This is a genomic window from Paracraurococcus ruber, from assembly GCF_004353985.1.
Taxonomy (GTDB): Bacteria; Pseudomonadota; Alphaproteobacteria; order Acetobacterales; family Acetobacteraceae; genus Paracraurococcus; species Paracraurococcus ruber.
Genome location: NZ_SMOA01000143.1, coordinates 1 through 14,334, shown reverse-complemented (window position 1 = coordinate 14,334; position 14,334 = coordinate 1). Strand labels below are relative to the sequence as shown.

Sequence of the window (14,334 nt, the reverse complement as noted above, 5' to 3'; positions counted from 1 at the left end):
GGCGCCGGCCGGCCTGCCCGGTCATGTCGCGGCGGCGGGGCCGGGCCGCGCCGGGCGCGGCATGGTCGGCGTCGGCCCTCGCTTGCCAGCGGAAGCGTTCCCGCTAGCCTTCCGGCAGACGAGGCAGGAGCACCCGAGATGGACGGCATGACCAGCCGGCTTCCCACCCAGCCGGCGGCGCTGGCGGCCCGCTACGGCGCGGCGGTGCCGCCCGCCGGCCCCTGGAACGCCATGATCGCGGCGCTGCTCGACCACCGCTCGGTCCGCGGCTACCGGCCGGACCCGCTGCCGCCGGGCACGCTGGAGACGCTGGTGGCGGCGGCGCAGTCGGCCGCCACCTCCTCCAACCTGCAGACCTGGTCGGTCGTCACGGTCGAGGACCCGGCGGCCCGGGCGGTGATGGCGGAGGTCGCCGGCGGCCAGAAGCACATTCAGGAATGTCCGCTCTTCATGGTGTTCCTCGCCGATGTCTCCCGCAACGAGAGGCTGGGCGAGGCCGAGGGCAAGCCGCTGGAGGGCCTGCCCTATCTCGAGACCTTCCTGGTCGCGGCGATCGACGCGGCGCTGGCGGCGCAGAATGCGGTGGTGGCGGCGGAGAGCCTCGGCCTGTCCACGGTCTATATCGGGGCCCTGCGCAACGACCCGCTGAAGGTGGCGGAGGTGCTGGGCCTGCCGCCGGGTGTCATGGGCGTCTTCGGCCTGTGCGTCGGCTATCCGAAGCCGCGGGCGGAGGGCGAGGTGAAGCCGCGCCTGCCGCAGGGCGTGGTGCTGCATCGCGGCCGCTACGACGCCGGGCCCGAGCCCACGGCGCGCGCCGCCTACGACGCCGAGATGTCGGCCTTCTCCCAGCGGAACGAGATGGCCGCCGATAGCTGGACCCAGCGGGTCATCGCCCGGATCGGCACGGTGCGGGCGCTGCGCGGGCGGGACCGGCTGGCGGCGGCGCTCCAGGCGATGGGCTTCCCGCTGCGCTGAGCAAGCCCCCCCCGGCGGGGGGGGCCGCGCCACTCCGTCCCCTGGTCGGCTCGACATGGCAACGGCATGCTGCGATCGTCGCAACAGGGCCGGCCTCCGACCGGGCGCCGGGTGGTCAGGGGATGACTGAGCGATGGCGACCTTCGCGGGGGCGCCCGGAAACGACACCTTCTCGGGCACCGCCGATGCCGACAGGGCGCAGGGCTTCGGCGGCGCTGACACGCTGTCCGGCCTCGGCGGCAACGACACGCTCTGGGGCGGCAACTCGGTGCAGGGCGCCGGCGCCGATGCCGCCGATGGCGGCGACCTGCTGGATGGCGGGGATGGCGTCGACGAGGTCTTCGGCCAGGGCGGCAACGACACGCTGACCGGCGGGCCGGGGAAGGACCTGCTCAACGGCGGCCTCGGCACCGACCTGGCCGACTATCTCGACAACGCCGACACGCGGCGGATCCTGGCCGCCGTCATCGGCGGCCAGATCACGGTGGATGACGGGCTGGGCGGCACGGACACGCTCCTCGGCATCGAGGCGATCCGCGGCGGCGCCGGCAATGACGGCATCGCGCTGGCCGGGCTGACCGGCGCATTCAGGCTCGAGGGCAGCGGCGGCGACGACACGCTGGTCGGCGGTGCCGGCGCCGATACCCTGATCGGCGGTGCCGGCGATGACAGCCTGGCCGGCGGCGCCGGCAGCGGTCCCGACACGGCGGACTACAGCGGCAACGCCGCCGCCCAGCCGATCGGCCTGGTTGTCGTCGGCGGCGCGCTGCGGGGCGACGACGGCCTGGGCGGCCAGGATGCGCTGGACGGGATCGAGGCGATCCTGGCCACCCCCGGCGACGACACGCTGAACGCCGCCGGCTACAGCGCCGCCGGTCTCGTCCTGCAGGGCAATGGCGGCGACGACGCGATCACGGGCGGCAGCGGGGCCGACACGCTGCCGGGCGGCGAGGGCAATGACACGCTCGCGCCCGGCGCCGGCAGCGACCTGGTGGACGGCGAGGGCGGCATCGACCTCGTCAGCTATGCCGGCAATGCCGCGTCCCAGCCCGTCAACCTCGGCTCCCTGGGCGGCATCCTGCGGGGCACCGACGGGCTGGGGGGCAGCGACACGCTGCTCGGCATCGAGATCCTGGAGCTTGGCGCCGGCAACGACAGCGTCGCTGCTGGCGGCCTCGGGACCGCGATCGAGATCCGTGGCGGCGGCGGCGGCGACTTCATCTTCGGAAGCACGTTCGACGATACGCTGATCGGGGGCGCCGGCAATGACAGCCTCGGCGGCCAGGGTGGCCGCGATGTCGCCAGCTATGTCTTCAACACCGCCGAACAGCCGATCAGCCTGAGCTTTTCCGGGTCGCCGGCCTTCTATCGGGTGAATGACGGCCAGGGCGGCATCGACACCCTGACCGATATCGAGGTCGTGCTGGGCGGCGCCGGCAACGACTCGCTGGCGATCACCACCGGACCCACGATCGAGCTCCAGGGCGGCGAAGGCGCCGATACGCTGGCCGGCGCGGCAGCCAACGACACGCTACGGGGCGGCGCGGGCGACGACTCGCTGCTGCCCGGCGCCGGCGATGACCTAGTGGATGGCGGCCCGGGCATCGACACGGTCAGCTATGCCGGCGTCACCGGCGGCCAGCCGGTGCGGCTGCTCGCCGTCGTCGCCCCGGTCGGCGGCGCGATCCAGCTCAGCGGCCCCGATGGCCAGGGCGGCATCGACGTCATCCGGAATGTCGAGGTGATCATCGGCGGGCGGTTCGACGACCTGGTCGATGCCAGGCTGATCCAGGCATCGCAGACCCTGATCGGCGGCGGCGGCGACGACATCCTGCAGGGCGGCATCTTCGCCGACATGCTGGTGGGCGGCACGGGCGACGACGTGCTGATCGGCGCCTTCGACACCGCGAGCTATGCCGATAACGGCTTCGGCCAGGCCATCGGCCTGACGGCCGCCGGCCCCTACCTGATCGTGGCGGACGGGCTGGGCGGCACCGACATCCTGGACGGCATCACCACCGTCACCGGCGGCGCCGGCAACGACCGGATGGACGCCACGGGCCTGGTCCGGCCCGGCCCGTCCGCCCCTAGCGCGGGCGACCCGAACGACCTCGGCCTGTCCGGCGGCGGCGGCAATGATTCGCTCCGCGGCAGCGGCGGCCGGGACACGCTCGCCGGCGGCAGCGGCAACGATACGCTGGCGGGCGGCGCGGCGGCGGACCTGCTGGCGGGCAACGACAACAACGACCTGCTGCTGATCGGCACCGGCCAGGACACGCTGGATGGCGGCGCGGGCGACGACACCGCCAGCTTCGGGGATTCCGGCCCCGGCCAGGGCGTGACCGCGCGGCTGTCCGGCACGCCGGGCGATTTGCTGCTGGAGCATGGGCCGGGCTTCGGCACCACCGCGCGCCTGCTGGGTGTGGAAGCGGTGGCCGGCGGCGGCGGCGACGACAGCCTGTTCGCCGCGGCCGCCGGCCTCGCCGTCGACCTCGCGGGCGGCGGCGGCAAGGATACGCTCGTCGGCGGCAGCGGGCTCGACAGCCTGGATGGCGGCGACGGCAATGATTCGCTGGTCGGCGGCGCGCGCTTCGATCTGCTGGTCGGCGGCGAGGGCGACGATACGCTGCAGCCCGGCGGCGAAGGCGGCAGCGGCGACGGCCTGGATTTCGTGTTCGGTGGCCCCGGCTTCGACACGGCGACCTATGCCGGCAACGGCGCCAGCCAGCGGATCACGCTGTCCACCGCGGGCAGCTCGCCGACCCGCCTCGTGGTCGCCGATGCCGGCAGCCAGGACGACCTGAACGGGATCGAGGCGGTGGTCGGCGGCGCCGGCAACGACACCCTGTTCGCCGCGGATTACGGCGCCGCCCTGTCGCTGGATGGCGGCGGCGGCGACGATTCCGTCATCGGCACCCGGCTCGGCGACACCCTGGCGGGCGGGGCCGGGAACGACACGATCTCCGCCGGCAGCCCCGGCAGCCTGGGCGACCTGGTGCTGGGCGGCGCCGGGCGGGACGTGTTCCTCGCGCTGCGCAGCGCGGCCGGCGCGGTGCTGGCCCGCCTGCCGGATGGCGGCTGGACGCTCGATGCCGTGGGCGGCGGCCAGACCACCACGCTGCGCGGCGTCGAGATCCTCCGCTTCTTCGATGCCGATGTCGCGCTGGGCACCCCGCCGCGGCGGGATTTCGGCGGCGACGGCATTGACGAGATCCTCTGGCGCTCCAGCGAGGGCTGGGTCTGGCAGTGGCAGATGCAGGCCGGCCAGGTGGCGGGCGGCGGCGGCACGCTGCTCGACCCTGGCTGGACGGTGCAGGGCACCGGCGACTTCGACCTCGACGGCCGGGCCGACCTCCTCTGGCGCTACGGCGACGGCACGGTCTGGCTCTGGACCATGGCCGGCGCGCAGGTGACCGGCGGCGGCTTCGTCGCGCAACTCGACCTCGCCTGGAGCATCCGCGCGGTGGCCGACCTCACCGGCGACGGCCGCGCCGACATCCTGTGGCAGAACACCGCCGGCGACCTCGCGGTCTTCGCCATGAACGGCACGGCGGTGGTGGGCGGCGGCGGCATTGCCGGGCCGGGCGCGCCCTGGTCCTTCGCCGCCGCCGCCGATCTCAGCGGCGACGGGCGCGCCGACATCCTCTGGCGCAACGCCGCGACCGGCGGCTTCGTCGCCTGGGCGATGGACGGCACCAGCGTGCTGGCCGCCGTTGATCTGGGCGCCGAGACCGCCGGCGGCCTGACCGACTGGGCGCTGGCCGGCACCGGCGACTTCGACGGCGACGGCCGCGCCGACCTGCTGCTGCGCAGCGCCGGCACCGGGGCGCTGGTGCTGTGGGACCTGCAGCCAGGGCTGGCGCGGACCTCGCTCTATGTCGGCGCGCCGGGACCGGACTGGAGCGTCGCGGCGATCGGCGACCACACCGGCGACGGCCGGGCCGACATCCTGTTCCGCGGCGCGGCCGGCGGCCTCGCGCTCTGGACCATGCAGGGTGCCACGGTGCTGGCGGTCACCGCCCTCGCCGACCCGGGTGCCGCCTGGCAGGTGGTCGGCTGAGCCCGGGTGGCGCCGGTCCCGACGGCCGCCAGCGCGGCGGCGCCCGCCGCCGCAATGGCGGCACCCGGGGCTCCATGCCGGCTGCGGGCAGGCGAAGGCGCCCGGGTGCCCGCCCAGGCGATGGTCCGCGCCGCCGGTCCGCGGTTTGCGCCGCCGGCCGGCGCCGCCTATCTCGGGACCATGACGGCCCCTCCCCTCCGGCTCGAGACGCTTTCCGGCGAGGCGCTGCTCGCCGCCCTGCCGGCCCTGTCCCACCTGCGCGTCGCGGTCTTCGCGGAGTGGCCCTATCTGTATGCCGGCGACCCGGGCTTCGAGGAACGCTACCTGGCCGCCTATGCCGCCGATCCGGGCGCCGCGGTGGTCGTCGCGCTGGACGGGACGACGCCGGTCGGCATGGCGACCTGCCAGCCCATGGCGCGCTCGCACGGCCCCGTCCCGGCCGCCTTTCGCGCCCGCGGCCTCGACCCCGCGCGGTTCTGCTATTTCGGCGAGAGCGTGCTGCTGACGGCCTATCGCGGCCGCGGCGCCGGCGTCGGCTTCTTCGCGGCGCGGGAGGCGCATGCGAAGGCGCTCGGCCTGCCTGCCGCCGCCTTCTGCGCCGTGGTGCGCAACCCGAACGACCCGCGTCGGCCGGCCGGCTACCGGCCGCTCGACGGCTTCTGGCGGAACCGCGGCTACGTCCATCGGCCCGACCTGTCCTGCGTGTTCGACTGGCGGGAGGTGGGCGACGACCGGGAGACGCCGCACAGCCTCGCCTTCTGGCTGAAGGACCCGCTGTGACCCCGCTGCGTCTCGGGGCCTTGGCCTGGGCGGTGGGCCGGCCGCGCAGCGTCGCGGAATTCGCCGCCCGGCTGGATCAGAGGCTGGCCGAGGCGCGCGGCCATGCCGACCTGGTGCTGCTGCCGGAATATGCCTGCGTCGAGCTCGGCAGCGGGCTGTCCGGCCAGGTGGCGGACGAGGCGGCGGAGCTGCGCGCCATGGTGGAGGCCGCGCCGGGGGTGCTGGAGGCGATGCGGCAGGCCGCCATGCGCCACGGCCTCTGGCTGCAGCCGGGCAGCCTGCCGATGCGCGCGGAAGGGCGCGTGGTGAACCGCGCGCCGCTCATCGCGCCGGATGGCCGCATGGCCTTCCAGGACAAGTACCGGATGACCCGCTTCGAGGCGGAGCGCTGGGGCGTCTCCCCCGGTGCGGCGCCGCAGGTCTTCCCGACGCCCTGGGGGCTGGTCGGCATCTCCATCTGCTACGACAGCGAATTCCCCAAGCATGTCCGCGCCCAGGTGGAGGCCGGCGCATGGCTGCTGCTGGTGCCGACCTGCACCGACACGCGGCACGGCTTCAACCGCGTGCGCTTCGCCTGCCAGGCCCGGGCGATGGAGAACCAGTGCTTCGTCGCCCTGGCGCCGACCGTCGGCGACGCGCCCTGGTCCGCGGCGCTGGACGAGAATCGCGGCCAGGCGATGATCTGCGGCCCGGTCGACCGCGGCTTCCCCGAGGACGGCGTGCTCGCCGCCGGCGCGCCCGACACGCCCGGCTGGAGCTTCGCCACGCTGGACGCCGCGCGCATCGAGGCGGTGCGGGAGGACGGCGCCGTGCGCAACCACCGTGACTGGCCACGGGCGCCGCTGCCGGCGCCGGGCCGGGCGGTGTACGCGTGACGGCGCGGCCTGCAGGGGGACGCCGTCCCCCTGCACCCCCTGCCAAGGGCCACAGGCCCCTTGGAACCCAGGGGTCATCGCTGCGGCGGGCAACCGGCTTAGGGCTTTCCGCCGCGGTGACAGGCCCGCGTAGGGGGCCGGGGACAGGGTCGGTCCCCGGCGGGGGTGCGGCGGCAGCGCCACCGCATCGCGCGCCATGACTCTCGTCTACCTCCTGGCCGGCGAGGCCAGCGGCGACCTGCTGGGCGGCCGGCTGATGGCGGCGCTACGGCGGCGCCTGCCGGGCGTCCAATTCGCCGGCGTCGGCGGGGAGCGCATGGCGGAGCAGGGCCTGGAGAGCCTGTTCCCGATGCGCGAGCTGTCGCTGATGGGCCTGCTGGAGGTGTTGCCGAACCTGCGCCGCCTGGCGGCCCGCATGGACCAGGCGGAGGCCGACATCCTGGCGCGCCGCCCGGCGGTGCTGGTGACCATCGACGCGCCGAGCTTCACCCTGCGCCTGGCCGGGCGGGTGCGGCCGAAGGGCACGCGGGTGGTGCATTACGTGGCGCCGCAGGTCTGGGCCTGGCGGCCGGGCCGGGTGCGCAAGATCGCCCGGCGGGTGGACCGCATCCTGGCGCTGCTGCCATTCGAGGCGCCCTTCTTCGAGGCCGCCGGCATTCCCGTGACCTTCGTCGGCCATCCGGTGCTGGAGGGCGGCGCGGACCAGGGCGATGCGGCGCGCTTCCGGGCGCAGCACGGTCTCTCGCCGGCCGACCGCGTGCTGCTGGTCATGCCCGGCAGCCGGCGGACGGAGGTGAACCGCCTGCTGGACGTCTTCGGCGAGGCGCTGCGGCTGACCGCGGCGGCGGTGCCGGGCTTGCGGCCCGTGGTGCCGCTGGCCGGCCAGGTGGAGGCGGCGGTGCGCGCCGGCACGGCATCCTGGCCGGTGCGGCCCATCCTGGTGCGCGCCCCGGCGGAGAAGCACGATGCCTTCGCCGCGGCGGCGGAGCCCGGCGGGGCGGGGCTGATCAAATCCGGCACATCGAGCCTGGAGATGGCCGTCGCCGGCGTGCCGCATGTGGTCGCCTACAAGGTGAACCCGGTGACGGCGGCGATCGTGCGGCGGCTGATCCAGGTGCCGCATGCCTCGCTGGTCAACCTGCTGGCGGAGCGCGAGGTGGTGCCGGAGCGGCTGCAGGAAAATTGCACGCCCGCGGCGCTCTCCGCGGCCCTGCTGCCGCTGCTGCAGGACCCGGCCGCGGCCGCTGCGCAACGCAGCGCCTTCGCCGGCACGCTGGCGCAGCTTCGCCCGGCCGAGGGCCTGCCGAGCGAGGCTGCGGCGGCCGCGGTGGTGGCGGAACTGCAGCGCCAGGGCGGAGCGGCGTGACGCCGCCCACGGGTCGCTGGCCCGGAGCGGCTCGCCTGGTGGCGGGACCGGCCAGCCGGCCGGGCGACGGATCGCCGCGTCGCGCGCCGGCCGCCGCGCCGCCCTCGATGGCCCGGATCGGGTCCTGCGGCCCCGTGCCGCCGCATGCCGCAACAGTCCCCGTGCCGCGCCGGCCAGGATCACGGATCCGGGCGTTCCCGGCCCGCGGCGATCTCCTGTAGACCGGTCTCCCGCGGAGGATCCCTGCATGCTCACCGTCCACCATCTCGGCAAGTCGCAGTCCGAGCGGATCGTCTGGCTCTGCGAGGAGCTGCGCATTCCCTACACGCTGCAGACCTATACGCGCCGCGCCGACAACATGCTGTCGCCGCCCGAGCTGCGGGCGCTGCACCCGATCGGCTCGGCGCCGGTGATCACCGATGGCGAGGTGCTGCTGGCCGAGTCCGGCGCCATCATGGACTATGTGATCGCCCGCCATGGTGGCGGCAGGCTGGCGCTGCCGCCGGACCACGCGGACTATCCGCACTACCTCTACTGGCTGCACTTCGCGAATGGCTCGCTGCAGCCGGCGATGGGCCGACGCATGATGATCGGCCGGCTCCAGCTGCCGCCGGAGCATCCGATGCGCGCCATGATGGAGGAGCGCCTGGACCGGCAGTTGCGCCTGCTGGATGCGCGCGTCGCCGCGGTGCCCTGGCTGGCGGGCGAGGATTTCACCGCGGCCGACATCATGATGGGCTTCCCCCTGACCACGATGCGCTATTTCGCGCCGCTCGACCTCGGGCCCTATGCCGGCATCCTGGCCTATCTGCAGCGGATCGCGGCACGGCCGGGCTACCAGCGGGCGATGGCGAAAGGCGATCCGGGGATGCCGCTGCTGCTCACCTGACCGCAGGATGCCGCGCCGCCCCGGCGGCTGCGGCATCCGCCTGCGGGCTGCGCCGCCGCGCTTCGCCTCAGCCGCCGGCGATCGCCCGTTCGACCCGCAGCGCCGCATCCAGGGCCCGCAGCCCGGTCTCGCCGCTGGCCTCCACCGGCGTGCCCTGCTCGATGCTCGCCAGGAAGGCCGCCTGCTCGGCCTCGAGGCTGTCATGCTCGGTCCAGGTGCTGCGGTCGATCCCCCAGCCCGGCATGCTGGCCACCGGCTCGGCGCCGTCGCCTGCGCCGCGCAGGGGGCGCAGCCGCTCCAGGCTGCGGGCCAGGAAATCCACCCGGGTCTCGCCCTGCGGCCCCAGCACGCGGAGGCGGCGGTCGAGCGCCACGCTGACGCGGCTGGCGGTCACGGTCGCGGCCGCGCCATTGCCGAAGCGAAGCTGTGCCACCGCGAAATCCGGGTGGTCCGACATCACCCGGCGGCCGACCGCGCGCACCTCCTCCAGCGGCGCATCCGCCAGCGTCAGCACCAGGTCGAGGTCATGGATCATGAGGTCCAGCACGACCGAGACATCAAGGCTGCGCGGGCGGAAGGGGGCGACGCGGGTCGCCTCGAAGGCCAGGGCGCCCTCCCCCGCGCCGCTGGCGCGCAGGGTGCGGATGGCGGCCGAATAGCGTTCGATATGCCCGACCTGCAGCACCAGGCCGCGATCGCGGGCACCGCGCAGAATGGCCTCGGCCTGCGCGACCGAAGCCGCCAGCGGCTTCTCGACGAACAAATGCTTGCCGGCGGCGATCGCCTGCAGCGCGAAGGCGTGGTGGAAGGCCGTCGGCACCGTGACGATGACGGCGTCGCTGGCGGCGATCAGGCCTGCGGCGTCGCGCGCCTGGGTGCCGCATTCGGCGGCCACGGTGGCGGCGCGCGCGGCATCGGCATCATGCACGCCGGAGAGCACGCCGCGGGCCGCCAGCTTCAGGGCGTGGAACCGCCCGAAATGCCCGGTACCGAGAACGCCGACCCTGAGAGCCATGAAGTATTCCATCTATCCATGGGCGACGCGGCCCCTTAGAGCAGATCACGGCCCGATGGAATCGGCGGCCTGCCTCGGACGGCTTTCTCGAGGTGACCAAAGTCGGCCGCCTGCGAAGCGGTGCGAGCGAGAGGTTGCGTCGCGGCGCCATGCGCCCGGCCGGCACCGGCGCGTCCATGGCCGCAGCCGGCTTCCGCGTCGTGATTGCGCGGGAGCCTGCCGGGCGAGCGCTCTCGCTGCTGACGACCAACGGGCGCCGCCCCGTCGGGCGGGCGGCGAGCGCGCCGCGCGCCACCAGACCGGATTGGCTGCGCGAACGGATGGCGACGACCGCAACGTGGTCATGGATGGCAGGCAGTCCTGCTAGCCTGTGCGCCAGGGCATGGCTGTCGCAGGCCGGCGCGGATCGGCTTCCGCATCCACGACCCGGGGACGCGAATGCTCGCCGTGACCGTCCCGCCGTGGCCGGATGCCGAGCCGGCACGCCTGCAAGACCCCCGGCGCATGACGAGCCTCGCTGCCGCCGCTATCGGGGCCTGGACGCGACCGCATGCCAATGGCCATCGCCTTTACCAGACTGTCGCGTGGGGCCGGCGCGGCCCCGCGACCGATGGCGCCGACGCCGCAGCCGCGGTGCCGGAGGCGCCAGGACCAATGCGAGAGGCGGCGCGTCATCCCGGCGTCACGTCCCATCCCTGCGCCGCATGGTGGTCGGGACCGCTGCTGGATGATCCGGGCCGCCGCAAGGCGCGGCCTGATTGCCGGCGCGCGTGAGCCGAATCGCGCATGCGACGGCATTGGGCGCGCCACGGTCACGGATCGGGAAGGGTTTACCGGCTAGGGCATGGATCCCGCCCTGCAACAGGACCCTGCCCGCGTGAGCACGCCGATCGCCGAGGATTTCGCCGCCATCCGCGCGCGCCTGGACGCGATCCGGGCCGCGGAGCATCCGCTCGCGGCCGCGCCGGATCAGGACGAGGCCGGCAATGCCACCCCGTCCGAGCCGCAGGATTTCTACTTCTGGCTGACGGGTGGCGGCCTCTGGGGCGCCGACCCGGCCACGGCTGGGCCCTGAGACGGGCGTCCAGGCGTCGTGGCGGCGGGATACCGGCCGGTCGGCCGGGGCTGCGGCTGGCGCGGCACTCGCCTGCCCACCGCCCGGATCACGCCGCTCCGCCTGCTGGCGGACCGGCATGACCCGGGAGGACTTCCGGGAGGCGGTGAACCCCCTCCCGGCCCAGCCTCAGAGGGTGCCGGCGCGCGAGCGTCGGGTCATGAAGTTGTAGATTGCCAGCACGATGACGGCGCCGACCACGGCCCCGATGAAGCCGGCCCCCTCGCCGGCCCGGTACCAGCCGACCGACTGTCCGAGATAGGTTGCGACCACGGCGCCGACGATGCCGAGAAGGGTGGTGATGATGAAGCCGCTCGGGTCGCGGCCGGGATGCAGGAATTTGGCGACCAGCCCCGCAAGGAAGCCGATGATGATGGTCCCGATGATACCCATGGCAGTCCCTCCTGTTGCGCGGCCATAAGGCGCGACGGAGCAAGCGGTTGCATGCCGTAACAGGCCAGCCGGCGGCCCGGGGTCGGGCAGGCTTGCATCGCCCCTCCCCGGTCGTCACATTCCCGGCCGATTTTCCCGTGCCTGCACTGGTGGACCCCGCCCGGGGTGCGCCCCCGAGGGGTGACCGTTCCATGGGCCGTACCGCGCCATGATGTTCTTCGCGCGCTGGAAGACCGTCGCCATCCTGGCGGTCATCCTGCTGGGGGCGCTCGTCTGCGTCCCGAACTTCTTCCCGAAGTCGCAGCTGCCGTCCTGGGCGCGGCAGTTCTCCCTCGGCCTCGATCTCCGCGGCGGGTCCTACCTGCTGCTGGAGGTGGACATGAACGCGGTGGTGCGGGAACGGCTGGAAAGCCTGGCCGACGGCGCCCGCACCCGGCTGCGGCAGCAGAATATCGGGTATGTGAACCTGGCGGCCGACGCGCCGAACCGCCGCGTCGGCTTCCGGGTCCGGGATGCCGGCCAGGCCCAGGCCGCCGCGGCGCAGATGCGGGAGCTGGCGAACCAGATCCCCACCAGCCTGGGCGCCACCACCCCGGATATCGAGGTGACGACCGCCCCCGATGGGACGGTGACCGCCGCCCTGACGGAGGTTGGGTTGCGCGCCAAGGCGACCGGCGCGGTCGAGCAGTCCATCGAGATCGTGCGCCGCCGCATCGACGAGACCGGCGTGGCCGAGGCGCTGATCGCCCGGCAGGGCCAGAACCGCATCCTGGTGCAGTTGCCGGGGGTCGAGGATCCCAACCGCATCAAGGACCTTCTGGGCAAGACCGCCCGCATGACCTTCCATCTGCTGGATGAGGGCGCGAACCCCAGCGCCGCCACGCCACCGCCCGGCGTCATGTTCCTCTCGGGCGAGAACCGCGCCGGCCAGGCGGAGCGCTACGCGGTCCGCCGCCGGGTGGAGGTGGACGGCGCCAACCTGACCGATGCCCGCGCCGGACAGGACGGGCGGACCGGCGAATGGGTGGTGAACTTCACCTTCGATTCCATCGGCACCCGCCGCTTCGCCGATGTCACGCGGGCCAATACCGGCCGGCCCTTCGCCATCGTGCTGGACGACCAGGTGATCACCGCCCCGGTGATCCGCGAGCCGATCACCGCCGGCCGCGGCCAGATCAGCGGCAATTTCAACGCGAAATCGGCCAATGAGCTGTCCGTCCTGCTGCGCGCCGGCGCCCTGCCGGCGCCCTTGACGGTGGTGGAGGAGCGGACGGTCGGGCCCGAGCTCGGGGCGGATGCGATCCGCGCCGGCGTGCTGGCGCTGACCGCCGGCGCCGTCTTCGTCTTCCTCTATATGGGCCTGGCCTATGGCCTGTTCGGCTGGCTGGCCAATGTGGCGCTGCTGGTCAACATCATGCTGATGCTGGCGGCGCTGTCCCTGCTCGAGGCGACGGTGACCCTGCCGGGCATCGCCGGCATCGTGCTGACCCTCGGCACCGCGCTCGACGCCAACATCCTGATCAATGAGCGCATCCGGGAGGAGGTGAAGAACGGCCGGCCCGCCTTGAGCGCGCTGGAGGCCGGCTTCACCAAGGCGTCCGGCACGATCATGGATTCGAACCTGACGAACCTGATCGCCATGGCCTGCCTCTATGCCTTCGGCAGCGGGCCGGTGAAGGGCTTCGCCGTCACCGTCGCCATCGGCACCATCGTGCAGATGTGGACCGCGACCACCCTGGTCCGCCTGATGGTCTCCTGGTGGTACCGGGCGAAGCGGCCGAAGGAGCTGCCGGTGCTGGGCCATGGCCGCGGCGTCGCCGGCTGGCTGGCGCGGCCGCTGTTCCGGCTGGTGCCGGACGTGACCAAGATCCCCTTCATGAAGGGGGCGCGCATCGGCCTCCTCGTCTCCGCCATCCTCTCCACCGCCTCCCTCATCGGCGCCTTCTATCCGGGGCTGGAGAAGGGCATCGACTTCAAGGGCGGCATCACCATGGAGGTGCGGACGCCCGCCCCGGCCAACCTGGCGCAGCTGCGCGGGACGGTCGGCGGCCTCGGCCTCGGCGATGTCGGGGTGCAGGAATTCGGCGCGCCGGACACGGTGCTGGTCCGCCTGCCGGTGCAGGGCGACGAGGCCGGGACCCAGAAGGCGGTGAATGCCGTCCGCACCGCGCTGGAACAGGCGGCGCCGGGCACCCGCATCCTGCGGGTGGAGGCGGTGGGCAACCGCGTCTCGGACGAGCTGTTCCTCGGCGGGCTGATCGCCCTCGGCCTCAGCCTGCTGGCGATGCTGGTCTACATCTGGTTCCGCTTCGAATGGCAGTTCGCCATCGCGGCGATCGTCACCCTGATCCTGGATACGACGAAGACCGTCGGGTTCATGGTGCTGTTCGACGTGGAGTTCAACCTGACCACCGTCGCCGCCATCCTCACCGTCATCGGCTTCTCGGCCAACGACAAGGTGGTGGTGTTCGACCGGATGCGGGAGAACCTGCGGAAATACAAGCAGATGCCGCTGCGGCAGCTGGTGGACCAGAGCATCAACGAGACGCTGAACCGCTCGCTCGGCACCTCCATGACGCTGCTGCTGTCCGCCGTTCCCCTGGCGCTGTTCGGCGGCGACACGCTGTCCGGCTTCGCCTGGGTGATGCTGTTCGGCATCGTGGTCAGCGCCAGCTCCTCGGTCTTCATCGCGGCGCCCATCGTGCTGTTCACCGGCAAGGACCGGCTCCGCCGCGGCGAGCCGACGCCGCCCGCGCCGGCCAAGGCGGGCGCCCCGGTCGGCGTCTGATCCATGCCCGCCACGGGGCGCGAGGCGCCCGGCCGCGGCCTGCGGCGACGGGCGGTGCTGGCGGCGGCGCTGGCGGCGC

The 14,334-nt window shown here is 73.8% G+C and carries 10 protein-coding genes; 8 read left to right on the top strand and 2 right to left on the bottom strand.

The genetic code is table 11. The features are described from left to right. Positions 1-138 precede the first annotated feature (138 nt). The 6 genes from E2C05_RS20745 to E2C05_RS20725 all read left to right on the top strand — a co-directional run bounded on the left by E2C05_RS20745 (position 139) and on the right by E2C05_RS20725 (position 8,945). The gene (locus E2C05_RS20745; protein ID WP_240046809.1) at positions 139-975 is read left to right on the top strand and encodes an NADPH-dependent oxidoreductase; all 837 of its coding nucleotides are present in this window, start codon (positions 139-141) and stop codon (positions 973-975) included. Positions 976-1,108: 133 nt separating this feature from the next. Next, positions 1,109-5,035 (top strand): FG-GAP-like repeat-containing protein, encoded by a 3,927-nt coding sequence (locus tag E2C05_RS20740; RefSeq protein WP_133221565.1) that lies wholly within the window; start codon positions 1,109-1,111, stop codon positions 5,033-5,035. 180 nt (positions 5,036-5,215) lie between these two features. Then, positions 5,216-5,815 (top strand): GNAT family N-acetyltransferase, encoded by a 600-nt coding sequence (locus E2C05_RS34730; RefSeq protein WP_240046808.1) that lies wholly within the window; start codon positions 5,216-5,218, stop codon positions 5,813-5,815. Further along, a complete protein-coding gene (locus E2C05_RS34725; RefSeq protein ID WP_240046807.1) occupies positions 5,812-6,690 on the top strand; it encodes a carbon-nitrogen hydrolase family protein in 879 nt (292 codons plus the stop codon). The genes E2C05_RS34730 and E2C05_RS34725 overlap by 4 nt, the downstream gene beginning before the upstream one ends. Before the next feature lie 196 nt (positions 6,691-6,886). Further along, a complete protein-coding gene (lpxB, locus tag E2C05_RS20730) occupies positions 6,887-8,056 on the top strand; it encodes a lipid-A-disaccharide synthase (RefSeq protein ID WP_133221564.1) in 1,170 nt (389 codons plus the stop codon). 247 nt (positions 8,057-8,303) lie between these two features. Next, a complete protein-coding gene (locus E2C05_RS20725; RefSeq protein ID WP_133221563.1) occupies positions 8,304-8,945 on the top strand; it encodes a glutathione S-transferase family protein in 642 nt (213 codons plus the stop codon). A 67-nt stretch (positions 8,946-9,012) separates the two neighbouring features. Here E2C05_RS20725 and E2C05_RS20720 read toward each other — a convergent pair whose 3' ends face one another. Continuing rightward, complete coding sequence (locus E2C05_RS20720; protein ID WP_133221562.1) at positions 9,013-9,960, bottom strand: Gfo/Idh/MocA family protein; 948 nt, start codon at positions 9,958-9,960, stop codon at positions 9,013-9,015. An 844-nt stretch (positions 9,961-10,804) separates the two neighbouring features. Between E2C05_RS20720 and E2C05_RS20715 the strand changes: the two genes are divergently transcribed. Further along, the gene (locus tag E2C05_RS20715; RefSeq protein ID WP_133221561.1) at positions 10,805-11,035 is read left to right on the top strand and encodes a hypothetical protein; all 231 of its coding nucleotides are present in this window, start codon (positions 10,805-10,807) and stop codon (positions 11,033-11,035) included. Between the two features lie 168 nt (positions 11,036-11,203). On the opposite strand, the gene E2C05_RS20710 is transcribed toward E2C05_RS20715, so the two are convergent. Beyond that, complete coding sequence (locus E2C05_RS20710) at positions 11,204-11,467, bottom strand: GlsB/YeaQ/YmgE family stress response membrane protein (RefSeq protein ID WP_133221560.1); 264 nt, start codon at positions 11,465-11,467, stop codon at positions 11,204-11,206. Positions 11,468-11,675: 208 nt separating this feature from the next. Between E2C05_RS20710 and secD the strand changes: the two genes are divergently transcribed. Next, the gene (secD, locus tag E2C05_RS20705) at positions 11,676-14,255 is read left to right on the top strand and encodes a protein translocase subunit SecD (RefSeq protein WP_133221559.1); all 2,580 of its coding nucleotides are present in this window, start codon (positions 11,676-11,678) and stop codon (positions 14,253-14,255) included. Positions 14,256-14,334 lie beyond the last annotated feature (79 nt).